The sequence below is a fragment of the Streptomyces sp. NBC_00727 genome (genome assembly GCF_045161745.1).
Lineage (GTDB): Bacteria > Actinomycetota > Actinomycetes > Streptomycetales > Streptomycetaceae > Streptomyces.
Window position 1 is genome coordinate 6157806 of record NZ_CP108981.1, and the last position, 17282, is coordinate 6175087.

The 17282-nt window shown below is 71.8% G+C and carries 12 protein-coding genes and 2 pseudogenes; 10 read left to right on the forward strand and 4 right to left on the reverse strand.

The window, feature by feature from the left end; all coding sequences use genetic code 11:
• Nucleotides 1-23: 23 nt before the first annotated feature.
• Entirely contained in the window at nt 24-1574 is a 1551-nt protein-coding gene (locus tag OG242_RS27845; RefSeq protein ID WP_405900762.1) for an NCS1 family nucleobase:cation symporter-1, read from the forward strand.
• Here the strand turns inward: OG242_RS27845 and OG242_RS27850 are convergent.
• The gene (locus OG242_RS27850) at nt 1537-2310 is read right to left on the reverse strand and encodes a hypothetical protein (RefSeq protein ID WP_405900763.1); all 774 of its coding nucleotides are present in this window, start codon (nt 2308-2310) and stop codon (nt 1537-1539) included. The two genes, OG242_RS27845 and OG242_RS27850, sit on opposite strands and share 38 nt — an antisense overlap.
• A 262-nt stretch (nt 2311-2572) precedes the next feature.
• Here OG242_RS27850 and OG242_RS27855 point away from each other — a divergent pair, with 262 nt between their 5' ends.
• From OG242_RS27855 to OG242_RS27865, 3 genes and pseudogenes are all read left to right on the forward strand, one after another.
• Nucleotides 2573-2926, forward strand: a complete 354-nt coding sequence (locus tag OG242_RS27855) for a hypothetical protein (protein ID WP_405900764.1) — start codon at nt 2573-2575, stop codon at nt 2924-2926.
• A 314-nt stretch (nt 2927-3240) separates the two neighbouring features.
• A pseudogene (locus OG242_RS27860) lies at nt 3241-3486 on the forward strand (amidase); the annotation flags it as partial.
• A gap of 13 nt (nt 3487-3499) precedes the next feature.
• A pseudogene (locus OG242_RS27865) lies at nt 3500-4872 on the forward strand (amidase).
• 9 nt (nt 4873-4881) lie between these two features.
• Here the strand turns inward: OG242_RS27865 and OG242_RS27870 are convergent.
• Nucleotides 4882-5946, reverse strand: coding sequence for a biotin/lipoate A/B protein ligase family protein (locus tag OG242_RS27870; protein ID WP_405900765.1), 1065 nt, complete (start codon nt 5944-5946; stop codon nt 4882-4884).
• A 298-nt stretch (nt 5947-6244) separates the two neighbouring features.
• Between OG242_RS27870 and OG242_RS27875 the strand changes: the two genes are divergently transcribed.
• From OG242_RS27875 to OG242_RS27885, 3 genes are all read left to right on the forward strand, one after another.
• A complete protein-coding gene (locus tag OG242_RS27875) occupies nt 6245-7522 on the forward strand; it encodes a lectin (RefSeq protein WP_405900766.1) in 1278 nt (425 codons plus the stop codon).
• Between the two features lie 81 nt (nt 7523-7603).
• On the forward strand, nt 7604-8443 hold the full coding sequence (locus OG242_RS27880) for an inositol monophosphatase family protein (protein WP_405900767.1): 840 nt from the start codon (nt 7604-7606) through the stop codon (nt 8441-8443).
• A gap of 130 nt (nt 8444-8573) precedes the next feature.
• On the forward strand, nt 8574-8738 hold the full coding sequence (locus tag OG242_RS27885) for a hypothetical protein (RefSeq protein WP_405900768.1): 165 nt from the start codon (nt 8574-8576) through the stop codon (nt 8736-8738).
• A gap of 6 nt (nt 8739-8744) precedes the next feature.
• On the opposite strand, the gene OG242_RS27890 is transcribed toward OG242_RS27885, so the two are convergent.
• Both OG242_RS27890 and OG242_RS27895 read right to left on the reverse strand, forming a co-directional pair.
• Complete coding sequence (locus OG242_RS27890; protein WP_405900769.1) at nt 8745-9155, reverse strand: VOC family protein; 411 nt, start codon at nt 9153-9155, stop codon at nt 8745-8747.
• A 9-nt stretch (nt 9156-9164) separates the two neighbouring features.
• Nucleotides 9165-10019 (reverse strand): nucleotidyltransferase domain-containing protein, encoded by an 855-nt coding sequence (locus OG242_RS27895; protein WP_405900770.1) that lies wholly within the window; start codon nt 10017-10019, stop codon nt 9165-9167.
• A gap of 87 nt (nt 10020-10106) precedes the next feature.
• Here OG242_RS27895 and OG242_RS27900 point away from each other — a divergent pair, with 87 nt between their 5' ends.
• From OG242_RS27900 to OG242_RS27910, 3 genes are all read left to right on the forward strand, one after another.
• Complete coding sequence (locus OG242_RS27900; protein WP_405900771.1) at nt 10107-11543, forward strand: phytoene desaturase family protein; 1437 nt, start codon at nt 10107-10109, stop codon at nt 11541-11543.
• 262 nt (nt 11544-11805) lie between these two features.
• A complete protein-coding gene (locus tag OG242_RS27905) occupies nt 11806-14370 on the forward strand; it encodes a S8 family serine peptidase (protein WP_405900772.1) in 2565 nt (854 codons plus the stop codon).
• A complete protein-coding gene (locus OG242_RS27910) occupies nt 14370-17267 on the forward strand; it encodes a VCBS repeat-containing protein (protein ID WP_405900773.1) in 2898 nt (965 codons plus the stop codon). Before OG242_RS27905 ends, OG242_RS27910 begins: the two co-directional genes overlap by 1 nt.
• The last annotated feature ends 15 nt before the right edge of the window (nt 17268-17282 follow it).

Consider the following 17282-nt stretch of genomic DNA (forward strand, 5'->3'; position numbering starts at 1 on the left):
CCCGAGCGAAGGGTCCAGCCGCCATGACATCGACCGCACCTCCGTCCCCGTCCTCCTCACCGGAGCCCATACCGGCCTCCTCCGACCGAGTCGAACTCGCCCCCGGCGCCGTCCCCGACGACAACCGCTTCGTCAACGCGGACCTGCTGCCCGTCCCGCTGGCGCGGCGCGTCTGGACCACGTACAACTTCACCGCCCTGTGGGTCGGCATGGCCCACAACATCCCGTCCTGGCTGCTCGCCTCCGGACTCGTCGCGCTCGGCATGGACTGGAAGCAGGCCGTCTTCACCATCGCGCTCGCCAACCTGATCGTGCTCGGGCCCATGCTGCTCACCGGCCACGCCGGGCCGAAGTACGGCATCCCCTTCCCGGTGCTGGCGCGGGCGTCGTTCGGGCTGCGCGGCGCCAATCTGCCGGCCCTGATCCGGGCGGCGGTCGCCTGCGCCTGGTTCGGCATCCAGACCTGGATCGGCGGCGTCGGCATCTTCACGCTGCTGGGCAAGGTGTTCGGCGGCTGGGCCGAGGCGTCCGAGATCGGCGGGCAGCCGTGGACGCTCTGGCTGTGCTTCCTGCTCTTCTGGGCCCTCGAACTCGCCATCATCCACCGGGGGATGGACGCACTGCGCAGGTTCGAGAACTGGGCGGCACCGTTCGTCATCGTCGGCGCGCTGGTGCTGCTGGTGTGGATCGCGGTCAAGGCCGGCGGCTTCGGGCCGCTGCTCGACCAGCCGTCGGAGCTGGGCTGGGGCAAGGACTTCTGGCCCGTCTTCTTCCCGTCCCTGATGGGCATGATCGCCTTCTGGGCCACGCTCTCCCTCAACATCCCCGACTTCACCCGCTTCGGCGCCGGCCAACGGGCCCAGATCCGGGGCCAGTCGCTCGGCCTGCCGACCACGATGACCCTGTTCGCGCTGCTCTCGGTCCTCGTCACCTCCGGCTCGCAGGCCGTCTACGGCAAGGCCGTCTGGGACCCGGTCGAGCTCGTCGCCCACACCGACAACGTCTTCGGACTCCTCTACGCGCTGGTGACCGTCCTGGTCGCGACGATCTCCGTGAACATCGCGGCGAACGTGGTCTCGCCCGCGTACGACCTGGCGAACCTCGCACCGAAGTTCATCAGCTTCCGTACTGGGGCGCTGGTCACCGGCGTCGTCGGCGTGGTGATCATGCCGTGGAAGCTCACCGAGACGCCCGAGCTGTACATCTTCACCTGGCTCGGCCTGGTCGGCGGGCTGCTCGGTACGGTGGCGGGCATCCTGATCGCCGACTACTGGATCGTCCGCCGCACCGTGCTGGACCTCGCCGACCTCTACCGGCCCGGAGGGCGCTACTGGTACACCGGCGGCTGGAACTGGCGGGCCGTCGCCGCGTTCGCGGTCGGTGGCGTGCTGGCGATCGGAGGCTCCCACTCGAAGCCCGGCGAGGGCCCGTTCCCCTCGGACGGCGTCATCCCGTTCCTGAAACCGCTCGCGGACTACGGCTGGGCGGTGGGCCTCGCGGCCTCGTTCCTCGTGTACGTCGTGCTGATGGCGGGTGTCACGACGGGGCGGAAGTCCGGCCCAGCAGTGCGCTGACGTCGTACGACTCGGCGGGCGACGGCGTGTTCCGCGGCACCGGTTCATCGAAGTCCGAGAGGTTCACCACCGCGTCCGTGCCGTCCCCGCCCTGCAGCGAGAGCCGCAGCGGATAGGGCTTGCCGGTCGCCGCCACGTCCACGGTGAGCGTCATGTCGCCGCGCATCCGGGTCAGCGGCACGACGGAGTTGTCGCCGATGGTGGTCTTCGGGCCCTTGTTGAGGGTGCCGGTGTCGTCGTTCGCGTTGTCGCTGACGAGCTTCTGGAAGGTGTTGAGGTCGCACGCCTTCGTCAGGCCGCGCAGCCTCGGACTGTCGGCGGGCGCCTTCAGATAGCGGTCGCCGACGATCGCCGCGAACGCCGGACCGCCGTTGGGCACCTGGTTCTTCCAGAAGTCCGCGTCCGGCTTCAGCCACACGTCGTCGCCGCGCTTCACGATCAGCACCGAGCCCTGACTGCGGCCCAGGTCCACCGAGCCGCTGCAGTTGCCGGACCGGTCCACGGTCAGGTCCAGGGCCATGGACGGGCTGTCCTTGCCGAGGTCGCCCCGCGTGGACACGTGCAGGGAGTCCGCACCGAGCAGCGCGTCGCGGGAGCGGTCGGCGATCTGCTGGGCCGTGAGATGGTCGATGTCCTCCGCATGGGCCACACCGCCGACCACACCGGTGCCGCCGGCGCCGATCAGGAACGCGGCGGCCCAGGCGGCCGGGCGGGTGCCGAGAGGTGAACCGGTCACGTCGCCTCCTCGGAGTGAAGGGGTCGTGGGGGACTTCCGGATGACTGCGGTCCGGTCCAGTCGAGCGTACGCCGGGGGAGTGAACGCCGCCCGTTCGGCGCAAGGCCCGCCGGCGGCCTCTACACAGCGTGACGTTTCGCGGGGTTCCCGGGTTAGGCAGACCGCGGGCGGCCAAGCTCCGGCGTCCGCCCGCGCCAGAGTCGAACGCGACCGCGCGCGTGCCGCCCCGGCGGACACGAGCGGTCACCACCGGAAGGGCACCATGAAGAAGACCCTGGGGAACCTGTCCCGCACCGCGCTGCGCCGGGCCGCCGTCACCGGCCTGGCCACGGCCCTGACCCTGGCCGGCGGCCTCGCCGTCGCCGCCCCGGCCGCCGCCACGCCGCCCGGCCTGTCCTGCGACACCGGAAAGCACGCCGTGGACGACTACACCGGCTACGCGCTGTGCCGGAACAACGGCTCCACCAACCAGACGTTCTGGGTGCACCTGGTCTGCGGCTGGTCGCCGGACGTGGACGGCGAGCACGTCACCCTCGCCCCGGGCCAGTCCGGCCAGTCCACCGCGCACTGCGCCGGGCTCGGCACCGGCATCGGCGAGATCAGCGTGCGGCCTTAGGGCCTTTCCTTCGGATCAAGCCGGGCTCGCGGGCTCTGGCACCGCACCTCGCGGCGTTGTCGTCAATCACCAACGCTCCTTCCCCAGGTTCTCGGCTCCGCTCGAACAGGGGAGACCCCATCTGGCTCAATCCTCCGCCTTGCGATGCACGGCACCAGAGCCCGCTCCCTGATCCGGCCTGATCCGAAGGAAAGGCCCTGACGACCCTCGTACCGAACGGTTGAGGGCGGCGCGCCCACTCGTTACCCTCCAGTAAGTCCGTTCGCGCGGACAGGTGTACGTAGGCACCTGACGTACGAGGAGGCGAGCCGCCCATGTCCTCAGCCCACACCACCCGAACGGCCGAAGAACCTCTGCCGGACCCGGCCCGGGCCGTGGACGAGCCGCCCCCGCGAGGGCTCGCCGACAGTGCGCGGGCCCTCGCGGACGGCCGGGGCACCTCCACCGCGCTCGTCACCGCCGCGTTGGGCCGGATCGAGGCGAGCCAGGGCACCCTCAACGCCTTCCGCCACCTGCGCACCGAGGCCGCGCTCGCCGAGGCGGCCGAGGCCGACCGCAGACGTAGGGCCTGTATTGAGTTGTGGCGCGGCGTCGCGACGCCCGGCACGCACGCTCACGGCACGGCCGAAATGCCCAAGTAGCTCCGCTACGAGGACATCCCGACCGCACCGTGATCGCACGCACCGAACGCCGCTCCTTCTCCCGCGCCACAACTCAATACAGGCCCTGGCCGCGGGGGAGCGGCTGCCGCTGCTCGGGGTACCCGTCGCGGTCAAGGACGACACCGACGTCGCCGGGATGCCCACCCACTTCGGCTGCGCCGGGGACCGGGTAGCCGCCACCGCCGACAGCGAGGCCGTCCGCAGGCTGCGCGCGGCCGGGGCCGTGATCCTCGGCAAGACCAACTCCTGCGAACTCGGCCAGTGGCCGTTCACCGAGGGCGCCGCGTTCGGCGCGACCCGCAACCCCTGGCACACCGACCACACCCCGGGCGGCTCGTCCGGCGGTTCGGCCGCCGCCGTAGCCGCCGGACTCGTGCCCGCCGCCCTCGGCTCGGACGGCGCCGGCTCCGTCCGCATCCCCGCCGCCTGGACCCACCTCGTCGGCATCAAACCGCAGCGCGGCCGGATCTCCGTGCACCCGCACAGCGACGCGTTCCAGGGCCTCACCGTCAACGGCCCGCTCGCCAGGACCGTCGAGGACGCCGCCCTGCTGCTCGACGCCGTCGCCGGACCGCACCCCGATGACCCGCACCGCCCGCCGCCCGCCGCGACGGGCCCGCCGCGACGGGCCCGCTGCGCATCGCCCTCGCCTGGCGGCCCCCGCTCACCCTCACCGGCACGGCACCCCACCCGGAGGTCCGCCGCGCGGTCACCGCGGTCGCGGAGGCGCTGGCCCGGCTCGGCCACCACGTCGAGGAGGCCCGGCCGCGCTACGGGCTGATCGGCCTCGGCTTCGTGCCCCGCGCCACCGCGGGCATCGCCGAACTCGCGGCCCTGCACCCCGAGCCGGCGCTCCTGGACGCGCGCACCCGCAGTGCCATGCGCACCGGCACCCGCCTCGGCGGCCGGGTGGTGCGGGCGGCCCGGGCGCGCGAGGTGCACCAGCACCGGCGGATCGGGGCGCTGTTCCACCGGGGACGCGGCGGCGCCGGGTTCGACGTGCTGCTCACGCCGACGACCGCGCTGCCCCCGCCCCGTATAGGCACCTTCGACGGGCTGAGCGCCTGGCGCACCGATGTGGCGATCACCGAGGCGTGCCCGTACGCCTGGCCGTGGAACGTGCTGGGCTGGCCGGGCGTCAACGTCCCGGCGGGCTTCACCCCCGGCGGCCTCCCGGTCGGCGCCCAGCTCCTCGGCCCGTCCCGCAGCGAGGAACGGCTCGTCTCGCTGGCGGCCCAGCTGGAGGCGGAGCTGCGCTGGCAGGACCACCGGCCGGTCTTCTAGGACAAGGAATCAAGGCACCCGGGCGGTCCACTCGTCGTTCGAGAACTTCGTACGGACCAGCTCCTTTGCCCTGGCCAGCTCTTCCGGCGTCACCGCACCCCGGGTCAGCCCGTGCCGGTTGCGGAAGGACTCGATCATGCGCTCGATGACGGCCTGGCGCGGCAGGCCGGTCTGCCGGCGCAGCGGGTCGACGCGCTTCTTGGCGCTCTTCGTGCCCTTGTCGGACATCTTCTCCTTGCCGATGCGCAGCACGTCCAGCATCTTGTCGGCGTCGATGTCGTACGACATCGTCACGTGGTGCAGCACCGCGCCGGGGCCCCCGTCCGGGCCGACCACGCGCTTCTGCGCCGCGCCCGCGATCTTGCCGACCTCCGTCGCGATGTCGTTGAGCGGCTGGTACCACGCCTTGATGCCCATGTCGCCGAGCGCTTCGAGCACCCAGTCGTCCAGATACGCGTAACTGTCCGCGAAGGAGAGCCCGGAGACGAGGGACTGGGGCACCGCGAGCGAGTACGTGATGGTGCTGCTCGGCTCCGCGAACATCGCGCCGCCGCCGGAGATCCGCCGCACGACCGTGACGCCGTGGCGGTCGACGCCCTCGGCGTCCACCTCGTTGCGCAGGGACTGGAAGCTGCCGATGATCACTGCGGGCGAGTCCCACTCCCACACCCGTAGCGTCGGCGGCCGCCTCCCCGCGGCGACCTCCGCCGTGATGACCTCGTCCAGCGCCATGTGCAGCGCCGGGGACTGCGGGACGTCGTGGACGAGCTGCCAGTCGTAGTCGCTCCACTCCGTGGCGTGCGCCAGCGCCCGGCGTACGGCGACGGCGATGCCCTCCGTGGTGAGACCGAGCATCACCGTCGACTCCGGGAGCGCCCCGTCGATCCTGGCGGCCAGGGCCACCGTGTCGGTGGTCGCCGGGGCGCCCTCCAGCGCCGCGTCGATCGCGAGGATCGCCTCGTCCGGCTCCAGGAAGAAGTCACCGGCCACCCGGACGTCGCGCAGTGCGCCGCCCTCGACCTCCAGGTCCACCACGACCAGCTTGCCGCCGGGGATCTTGTACTCACCGTGCACAGCCCTGCCTCCACTTCCACCCGGCCCGTCCGTCTCGTACGGGTTCCGGCCCGTCACAACGCCACGGTTGCACGGAATAGTCCGGCGGACCGGGGTGCGCGCGGCCGGCTCGCTGTCGCTTCGACTCCTGTGGTCCGTACCAAAGTCTTGACAGAGTCTTCCTTCACTTCTTAAATCACGTAGCGAACCAAGTGCCCGTGTCCGTTCCACCGTGTCTGCTCGACCTGTCATGCGCATGACTCACATGTGCACGGCGGGGTTCCCCTTCCCTCCCCATACACGACCGGAAGGGAGAGTCATGGACTCCCCACGCCTTTCGCGGCGCCTGCTGCGCTCCGTACTCCCGGCCCTCGCTCTCGCCCTGGCCACCGCCGGACTGGCCGGCGCCGGCGGCCCCGCCACGGCGGGCGCCGCCCCGATGTCGCAGGCCGCGGCGACCGCCACCACAACGTTCTCCGACGAGTTCGACGGCGCGGCCGGTTCGGCCGTGGACGGCAGCAAGTGGCAGATCGAGACCGGCGACAACGTCGACAACCACGAGCGGCAGTACTACACCTCGGGCAACAAGAACGCCGCGCTGGACGGCCAGGGCCATCTGGTCATCACCGCACGCAAGGAGAATCCGTCCAACTACCAGTGCTGGTACGGCAGCTGTCAGTACACCTCGGCCCGGCTGAACACCTCGGGCAAGTTCACCCAGGCGTACGGGCACGTCGAGGCGCGGATGAAGATCCCGCGCGGGCAGGGCATGTGGCCGGCGTTCTGGATGCTGGGCAACGACATCGGACAGGTCGGCTGGCCCAACTCGGGTGAGATCGACATCATGGAGAACGTCGGCTTCGAGCCCTCCACCGTCCACGGCACCCTGCACGGGCCCGGCTACTCCGGCTCCGGCGGCATCGGCGCCGGCTACACCCTGCCGAACGGTCAGGCGTTCGCCGACGCCTTCCACACCTTCGCCGTCGACTGGGCCCCGGACTCCATCACGTGGTCGGTCGACGGGAACGTCTACCAGCACCGCACGCCCGCCGACACCAACGGCAACGCCTGGGCCTTCAACAAGCCCTTCTTCCTCATCCTGAACCTCGCGGTCGGCGGCTACTGGCCCGGCGACCCCGACGGCAACACCGCCTTCCCCAGTCAGCTCGTCGTCGACCACGTCCGCGTCACCACCAGTGACAGCCAGACGGGCACGGGCGGCCGGATCACCGGTCTCGCCGGCAAGTGCGTCGACGTCGCCGCGGCCAACAGCGCCAACGGCACCCCGGTCCAGCTCTACGACTGCAACGGCACCAACGCGCAGAAGTGGGCCGTGGGCGCGGACGGCACGATCCGGGCCCTCGGCAAGTGCCTCGACGTGGCCTCCGGCGGCACGGCGGACGGCACCAAGGTCCAGCTCTGGGACTGCAACGGCTCGGCCGCGCAGAAGTGGGCGGTCAGCGGGGCCCGCGACATCGTCAACCCACAGGCCAACAAGTGCCTCGACGTCACGGGCAACAACTCGGCCAACGGCACCCCGCTGCAGATCTGGACCTGCGCCGGCACGGCCAACCAGAAGTGGACGGTGAACGGCTGACCGCCGCGGCCTTCCGGCGCACGCGCGCCGGGGGGCCGCCCGGGTCGCCGGTGCTCCCGGGTCGCATGATTGGCTGGGGGCATGATCGATGACTTCCTCGCCGGTGACCTGACCGAGATCGAGGCGGCGGTCCGCGCGGCGGCCGCTGCCGAGATCATGCCCCGCTACCGGCAGCTCGCCGACGACGAGATCGTCGAGAAGAACGGCCCGCACGACCTCGTGACCGTCGCGGACCGGCGCGCCGAGGAACACCTCACCGCCTCGCTCGGCCGCCTCCTGCCCGGCTCCGTCGTCGTCGGCGAGGAGGCCGTCCACGCCGACCCGAAGGTGTACGAGGCGCTGGGCGGCGACGCACCCGTGTGGATCGTCGACCCGGTCGACGGCACCCGCCAGTTCGTACGCGGCGAGCCCGGCTTCTGCACCCTGGTCGCCCTGGCCCACCGGGGCGAGGTGCTGGCCTCCTGGACGTACGCCCCCGCCCTCGACGAGATGGCCACTGCCGTCCGCGGCAGGGGCGCGAAGGTCGACGGCACCGCGATACACACCGGCTCGCCCGCCGCCGACGCGGTGCTGCGCGTCGCGATGTCGCACCCCGACTACACCACCGACGCGCAGAAGCGGGCCCTGCTCGGCCTGCGCGCCGAGGGCTTCGCCGCCCGCCCCTGCGGCTCGGCGGGCCTCGAATACCTCGCCGTCGCCCGGGGCGAGAGCGACGCCGTGGCCTTCAACTGGGAATACGCGTGGGACCACGCGGCGGGGCTCCTCCTCGTCGCCGAGGCGGGCGGCACGCAGTCCACGCTGTCCGGCGAGCCCTTCCGTATCGCCGGCGGCAACGCCCTGCCCTTCACCGCCGCCCGCGACCGCGCGACCGCCGACCGCGTGCTGGGAGCGCTGCGCACGGGCCGCTCAGAGGTCCAGTAGCTCCCGGGTCAGCGCGGCCAGGCGCTTGCGGGCCTCGGGGTCGTACGCCTGGTCGTGCGCCCGCGCGTCGGTGAACCGGTCGAAGTAGCGCGGCCTGATCGCCAGGTCCGCGCACCCCTACCACCAGAAGATGCTGGAGACCCGGCTGACCGAGTCCGGCACGGAGACCCTGCGCCGGGCCGACGAGCGGGCCGTCCGCGTCGAACGCCGTATCGCGGACGCGCTCACCCCCGATGAGCGTGACACCCTGCGCGACCTGCTGGCCCGCTGCGTCACCGCGATCCGCGCGGACTGAGCCCGCTCAGGAGACGGCGGCGGAGGAGGCACGCGGACTGTGCTTGACCAGGCAGAACGGATGCCCCGCCGGATCGGCGTAGATGCGCCACGGCCGGTCCGTGCCGGCCGCGTCGTCCAGCACCGTCGCGCCCACCGCCATCGCCCGGGCCCCGGCCTCGTCCAGGTCGGGCACCCCGAAGTCCGGGTGGAACTGGAGGGGGTGCTCCGGATCGGGCCACCTGGGCGGCCGGTGGTCCGCCACCCGCTGGAAGGCCAGTACCGTGCCGGAGGGCGTGTGCAGCGTCGCCCAGTCCTCGCCGACCGCCCAGCGGCGGTCCACCTGGTTCACGCGCCCGCCGAGCAGCGTGCGGTAGAACTCGGCGAGAAGCAGGGGGTCGGGGGAGTCGAGCACCACGCACCGCAGTTCGGCGATCATGCGCGGCAGCTAGGGGGCGTCGCGCGACGCCGTCCCCAGCACCTCACGCACCTCGCGTACCAGCTCCGCGGCCGTCTCCACCGCCGCCGCGTCGAGCCCGCGCAGCGCCGCGTCCACCCGGGCCGCGAAGTCCGCCGGCGTATCGGGCAGGGCGGCGGCCGCCGCGAGCGCGCCCTTCTCGTTGAGGCACCACGTGCGGTGGTGGGCGTGGAGCGACTGGGCGAGGGTGCCGAAGGCGCGGGAGAGGCAGAGGGAGACGTGCAGCCGGTCACCGGCCGGCGCGGACTTGCGGGCCGCCACCACCGAGAAGTCCGCCTCCCAGGCCGCGCCGGCCAGCGCCTCGCGCAGCGGTTCCGGGTAGCGGGACGTCTCTTCCCGAAGGGCCGTCAACTCGCCGCCCGGGTCGGTCAGTACGCGCCCGAGGGCGACCTCACCCGGGTACGCGGGTGACCAGAAGCCCAGCGGATGGCCCGGCTGGACGCCCACCTCGTAGCGGCCCTCCCGGCAGTCGGCCCAGACGTCCTCGACCCGGTCCAGGTCGCGCAGGATCCAGTCGACCTGGACGCCGTCCACCCGCAGCCAGCCCCCGGCGTTGACCCAGGGGCCCCATCCGCCGGGAGCGGTCACCTCGACCGGTGAGCCCTGGAAGGCGGCGGCCAGCGCGGACAGGGCCGCTGTGTCGGGCGTACCCCGGTAGTAGACGCCCAGGTCCCAGTCGGAGTCGGGGCGGTGCGTGCCGCGGGCCCGGCTGCCGCCGAGCAGGACGGCCCGGACACCGGGCACTTCGGTGAGCCGTGCGGCCATCTCGACGATACGGTCGGGCAGGTCGGAGCCCTGGGACCGGGCGAAGTCGTCTGCAGTCATCGGGCGGGGACACTACCCGCCGCCCGGCTGTCGGTGCCTGCGAATATCCTGGGTGCTCCGACCGCCGGCTGACAAAGGAGTCCGAAGGTGCCGTCCATGCTCGATGCGGTCGTGGTGGGCGCGGGCCCCAACGGACTGACCGCCGCAGTCGAACTGGCCCGCCGGGGCTTCGCCGTCCAGGTGTTCGAGGCCGGACCCGCTGTCGGCGGCGGCGCGCGCACGGAGGAGCTGACGCTCCCCGGCTTCCGGCACGACCCCTGCTCGGCGGTGCACCCGCTGGCCATAGGCTCCCCGGCCTTCGACGCGATGCCCCTCGACCGGCACGGCCTGGAATGGATCCAGCCCGACCTGGCCCTCGCCCACCCCTTCCCCGACGGCACGGCCGCCGTGCTCGCCGGCTCGGTGGGGGAGACCGCGATGTCGCTCGGCCCCGAGGACGCGGGCGCCTACCGCCGGCTCCTCGCCCCCTACCTCGGCCACTGGGACACCCTCGCCCAGGACTTCCTGCGCACCCCGTGGGACGGGCTGCCCCGGGACCCGTACCGCTGGGCGCGCTTCGGGCTCGACGCGATCCAGCCCGCCTCCCTGCTCTCCCGCCGCTTCCGGGGCGAGAAGGCGCGCGGCCTGCTCGCCGGCCTCGCCGCGCACGCCATCGCGCCCACGAACGGCATCGCCACCGGCGGCATCGCCCTGCTCTTCGCGCTCGCCGCACACGAGCGGGGCTGGCCCGTGCCGCGCGGCGGCTCCCAGGCCATCTCCGACGCCCTCGCCTCGTACCTGCGCGAGCTCGGCGGCACCATCACGACCGGTACGGAGGTCAGGCGCCTCGACGAACTGCCGCCCGCCCGCGCCTACGTCTTCGACACCTCGCCGACTGCGCTCGCCCGGATCGCCGGCCTCGGCCGCGCCTACCAGGGGTACCGGTACGGCGCCTCCTGCTTCAAGATCGACTACGCGCTCTCCGGCCCGGTGCCGTGGACCGCCGAGGAGCCCCGCCGGGCCGGCACCGTACACATCGGTCCCACCGCCGGCGAGATCGACGACGCCCTGCACCGGGCGGTCGAGGGCCGCGACCCGAGCGTCCCGTTCCTGATCACCGCGCAGTCCAGCCTCGTCGACCCCTCCCGCGCCCCCGAGGGCAAGCACGTCTTCTGGGTGTACGGGCATGTCCCGGCCGGCTGGCAGGGCGACGCCACGGAGGTCATCGAACGTCAGCTGGAGCGGTTCGCCCCCGGCTTCCGCGACCTGGTCCTCGCCCGCGCGGTGGCGGGCCCGCCCGGCATCGCGAAGCGCAACGCGAACTACGTGGACGGGGACATCGCCTGCGGCGCCTTCGCGGGCCTGCAGACCGTGATCCGCCCCAAGCTCGCCCGTATCCCCTACGCCACCGCGCACCCCGCGGTCTTCCTCTGCTCATCGGCGACCCCGCCCGGACCGGGGGTGCACGGCATGTCCGGCCACCACGCGGCGAAGGCGGTCTGGCGGCGGCTGCGGGAGTCGGGGGAGCCGGGGCGCCGCCGCTGAGGGACCGCGTCAGGCGGCCGCGTCGCGCGGTGCGGCCACCAGGAACTCCACCACGGCCAGCAGGAACAGCAGACACAGCGCGATCCCGCCGACGAACGGACACACCGGCGTGTAACGCGGCCCGTTCATCCGGCCGGCGGAGAACGCCCCCTGAACACGCGTGAGCTGCGTGAATACCCGCAGGGTCGGGCTTGTAATGCCCGAGTAACGCCGCCCCCCTAGCGTCCGGTCTCCCCCGTACCGTTCCTGGAGGAGCATCCCGATGCACCTGTCCCGATCGCCCCGGCGGAGAACCGCCGCATGGGCGGCAGCAGCGCTCACCGTCACGGGCCTGCTGATCGGCCCCCCGACCGCGGCCGCCGCCGACGGCCCGACCGCCCAGGTCGACTCCGCCCTGATGAAGGCCGTGGACAAGGGCGGCGAGAGCTCGTTCTTCGTCGTCCTCAAGGACAAGGCCGACCTCACGACCGCCAAGCGCAAGCACGGCCACGCCGCGCGGGCGAAGGCGGCGTTCGACGAGCTCAAGACGAAGGCCCACAAGAGCCAGCAGTCCCTCAACACCTACCTCGACAAGAAGAAGGTCGGCCACCAGGACTTCTGGATCGCCAACGCGGTCGAGGTCACGGGGGACCAGGACCTGGTCGAGCAGCTCGCCAAGCGCTCGGACGTGGCCCGGATCATCAAGGAGCAGCACTACAAGCTCGACGACATCGAGTCGAAGCCCACCAGGGCGCAGACCGAGGCAGCCGTAAAGGCCGCCACGCAGGAGGAGGCGGCCGAGGACGCCACCCCCGAGTGGGGCGTCAAGGACATCAAGGCCGACCGGGTCTGGGACGACTACGAGGACCGCGGCGAGGGCATCGTCATCGCCAACGTCGACTCGGGCGTCCAGTACGACCACCCCGACCTGGTCGACAACTACCGGGGCAACAACGGGGACGGCTCCTTCACGCACGACTACAACTGGTACGACGCCAGCGGTGAGTGCCCGACCAGCGCCCCCTGCGACAACAACGGCCACGGCACCCACACCATGGGCACCATGGTCGGCAAGGGCGGCGTAGGTGTCGCCCCGAACGCGACCTGGATCGCCGCCAAGGGCTGCGAGTCGGAACTGTGCAACGACTCCACACTGCTCCTGGCCGGCCAGTGGATCCTCGCGCCGACCGACCACAACGGGCAGAACCCGCGCCCTGACCTCGCGCCGAACATCGTCAACAACTCGTGGGGCGCCGACGACACGACGTCGACGTTCTACAAGGAAATCGTCGAGGCGTGGAACTCCGCCGGCATCTTCGAGGCGTTCGCCGCCGGTAACGACGGTGACGGCTCCACCTGCTCCACGACCCACCCGCCGGGCTCGCAGGTCACGTCCTACGGCGTCGGGGCCTACGACTCCACGGGCAAGATCGCCAACTTCTCCGGCTTCGGCCCTTCGCTGGTCGACGGCTCGATGAAGCCGAACATCTCGGCGCCCGGCGTCGACGTCCGCTCCACCTGGCCGGGCGACTCGTACAACACCATCTCCGGTACGTCGATGGCGACCCCGCACGTGGCCGGCGCCGTGGCCCTGCTGTGGTCCGCCGCCCCCTCGCTGATCGGTGACATCGACGCCACGCGCGCGCTGCTCAACGACGGCGCGATCGACGTGGACGACACGCACTGCGGCGGCACCGCCGACGCCAACAACGTCTGGGGCGAGGGCAAGCTCGACATCTTCGCCTCCGTCGACAAGGCCCCGCACACCGCGGCCACCGTCACCGGCAAGGTCACCGACGCGGCGACCGGCAAGGCCCTGACCGGCCTGAGCATCAAGGCCACCGACGCCGCCGGCACCTCCCGCGTCGTGAACACCGTCGCGGGCGGCGCCTACCGGCTGACGCTGGCCGAGGGCACGTACTCCTTCACGCTGAGCGGCTACGGCTACGCGCCGAAGACCGTCACCGGCATCCAGGTCACCAAGGGCCAGGCCCTGACCCAGGACCTCCAGCTCGACGCGGTCGCCTCGCACAAGGTCTCCGGCACCGTCCACGACGTCCAGGGCCGCCCGCTCTCCAAGGCCACGGTCGCCATGGACGGCTCCCCGGTCGCGGCCGTGAAGACCGACACCAACGGCGCCTTCATCCTGCCGGAGGTCGCCGAGGGCGCCTACACGCTGAGCGTGACGCCCAGCGCCCCGGTCCTCTGCAACGGCGCCTACCACGGCGCCCTCACCGTCGACGGCGACGAGACGGCCAAGGTCGACCTCCCGGCGCTGTCCGACGCCCACGGCAACACCTGCACCCCGGCCACGTACTCCTGGATCAAGGGCACCAGCAAGGTGGCGCTCACCGGTGACGAGGACGCCAAGACGCTCTCGCTGCCCTTCCCGGTCAAGCTCTACGGTGTCTCGTACACCAGCGCCTCCGTCACCACGAACGGCCTGATCAACTTCCTGGAGCCGCGCATCGGCGACTACGCCAACACCGCGCTCCCGTCGGCCGCCCGGCCGAACGGCACCGTCGCCGCCCTCTGGGACGACCTGCTCCTGGACAAGAAGTCCACCGTGCAGACGGCGACCACCGGCTCGAAGGGCAACCGGTCCTTCGCCATCGTCTGGAACAACGCCGCCTACGCCGACGGCACCGCCGGCCGCGCCACCTTCGAGGCCGTCTTCGACGAGGCCACCGGCTCGGTCACCCTCCAGTACAAGTCCGTCGCCGACCGCGGCGCGGGCGCGACGGTCGGTATCGAGAACCAGACCGGTGACGACGCCCTCCAGTACTCCTTCGACCAGTCGGTGCTCTCCGCCGGCTCGGCCGTCCACATCGCGCAGGAAGACAAGTGATGAGAGCCCACAACTCGCGCCGGGCCCTGCGGCTCGCCTCCGGACTGGTCGCTGCCGGCCTGGCCCTGACCGCCGCCCCGCACGCCCTGGCCGCCGACTCCGGTTCCGGCTCGGCCATGCGCCTGACGAACGCCCAGGCCGAGAAGCTGGCCGAGCGCATGGACGTGGACCCGCAGGCCGACGCCGCCAAGACCGAGACCGCCAAGGCGGGCGACGACTCAGGCGCGCGCCTGAACGCCTCCACCGACGCGGCCGCCAACATCACGGTCAAGGAAACGTCCAGGATCGAGAACGTCGCCGGCCTGGCGACCACGATGCCGGTCGGCAACAAGCAGGGTGACTACATCACGCTGCACAGCAACGGTCACGCCGCCCGCACCACCGCCGACGGCACCGAGCAGTGGACCCGCTCCGTCGATTCGCTGTACGCGGACTGGGGTGTCAAGCCCCTGCGGGTCTGGGAGAAGGAGCTCTACCCCCCGCACGTGCAGATGAGCTACAACGCCGTCGGCCCGTTCACCCCCAACTCCGACCAGGGCTACGACTCCGGCGACCTGACCGGCGACGGCGTGCCGGACGTGGTCTTCACGGCCGACCTGGGCGTCAATCCGCCGGTCGCTGTGAGCATCCCGGGCACCGATCTGACCTCCGGCACCTTCGTGACCATCCTCGACGGCGAGACCGGAAACACGGTCTGGTCGAAGTTCTACACATACGCGAGCCAGGTCGAGATCGTGGAAGGCGCGCTGCTCGTCGCCGACTCGCCCGCGTACAACGGTGCCGCCCCGGCGGGCAGCACGGCGAAGCTGACCAGCACCCGGTTCGACTTCGCCGACGGCAAGCTCGCCGAGTCCAGCACCTGGACGTACGACACCGGGATGACGGGTCCGGCCACCTGGGGCGCCCTTGAGGACCTCGGCGGCGGCAAGGCGGCCGTCGGGTGGAACATCCGCAAGACCGCCACCACCGCCGCGAGCGGCCGCACCCTCGTCCTCGACATGAACGACGGCGCGGTCCAGTGGCAGACCGACAGCCCTCTGTACGTACGGCAACTGCGGGTGGACGACGGCCGCGGCCGGATCGTCGCCGTGGAGCAGTCCGACCACACCGACGGGGTGCGTTACGAGATCGCCGCGTACGACCTGTCGGACGGCCGCCGCACCACGCTCGACTCCCGCGTCAACGTGCTGCCCACCGCCCTCACGGTCGGCAACCTCACGGGTAACGGGGACGCCGAGTACGCGGTCGCCGAGTCGTCGCTGACGGACTCGCTGTTCGTGAACGCCAACACGATCCGTGTGCTCGACGGTGACGACCCGGAGACCGCGCTGTGGCAGCACACCACCAAGCGCGACCCCTCGAACACACAGAACGGCCCCAGCACCTGGAAGCTCGACGTGGTCGCGAAGAAGCTGATCGCGGCCGGCTCGGACGACGCGAAGACCGGAACCGCCGCCAACCCCGGCACCCGCTTCGCCTCCCTGACGGTCTTCTCCGGCAAGGGCAAGGTCCGCTGGCAGACGAAGGGCGCCACCGCCTCGCCCACCTTCCAGGACCTGTTCAGGGACAAGAGCGGCCGGCACATCCGGGTCGTCGACACCGACCAGAACGTCCGGACCTACGCGTTCAAGGACGGTGGCCAGGAGCGGCTGACGCCGCTTCAGGGCGTCATGGCGTACGGCAAGACGGTCGATGTCGACGGCGACAAGAAGGACGACCTCGTCGAGGGCGGTACCTCGAACGGCGTCTGGGCCTACTCGGGCACCTCGCTGCTCGCGGGCAAGCCGAAGATGCTGTGGCGGGCGACTCTGCCCGGCGCGGTCCACCGCATCGAGACCGCCGACGTCACCGGGGACAAGACGCCCGAGATCGTCGTGGCCGCGGACAGCGCGGTCGTCGTCCTCGACTCGCGGACGGGTGCCGTCCTCACGACCATCGACGGCGGCGGCCAGTTCGTCCGGTCCGTGACCCTCTCGGACGTCGCCGGCAACAAGAAGGCCGAGATCCTCGTCCCGACCGACAAGCTGCGCGTGTACAAGGGCAATGGCAAGGCGCTCTGGACGTACGCCGCGCCGGAGGGCTCGGGCGACGTCCAGTTCTCCGACCCGTCGACGGGTGACGGCAGGGTGTACGTGCAGTACACCAGCAAGGGTTCGTTCGACCTCGACGCCCCCGTCATGCGGGCCGTTCAGCTGGACGCGAAGAGCGGTGCGCTCGGCTGGGCCGCGGAGCCGGAGGCGCCGGCCGGCGCCCAGGACGGCAAGGTCCGCGCCGGCCTTCTCGACCACGCGGTCTACGCCTCGCCCGCGATCCCGTACGCCGACGGCCACGCCGTCGTCTACACCTGGGTCGTCTGGTCTCCCACCGGCCTCAGCGGAGCCGACGCCATCAGCCCGCACAACGTCATGGAGATCCGTGACGGCCGCACGGGCGAGGTGCTGCACACCGCGATCACCGGCGGTCTGTGGACCCACAGCAACTACCTCGACGGGGACGGCGTACTCCTCGCCTCGGGCACCGCGGCGATCTACTCCTTCAGCGCCGACGGTGACGCGGACAACCGCGTGTTCACCGTCCCGCCGGCGCAGTACGCGTCCTGGATCACCGCTCCGAGCGGCGAAAGGGTGATCATCACCGGCGGTGAGGGCGGGGTCTACCTCTGGGACCCGGCCGTGTTGACCGGCGACCAGCAGTACCCGAACTACCTCGGCAAGGCCCCTGCTGCCGGAGCTGCCCGCAACTACGTCGCGGGCGACCTCGACGGTGACGGCGAGGACGAGGCCGTCATGCTCAACTTCGACCACCGCGGTGTGTACCAGGCGGCGGAGCTGATCGGCGGCGGCTACTCGGTGCCGAACAACAGCACCCCGTACACGATCACCCTCAAGCTCTCCTGAGCCCGGGCGGTCACC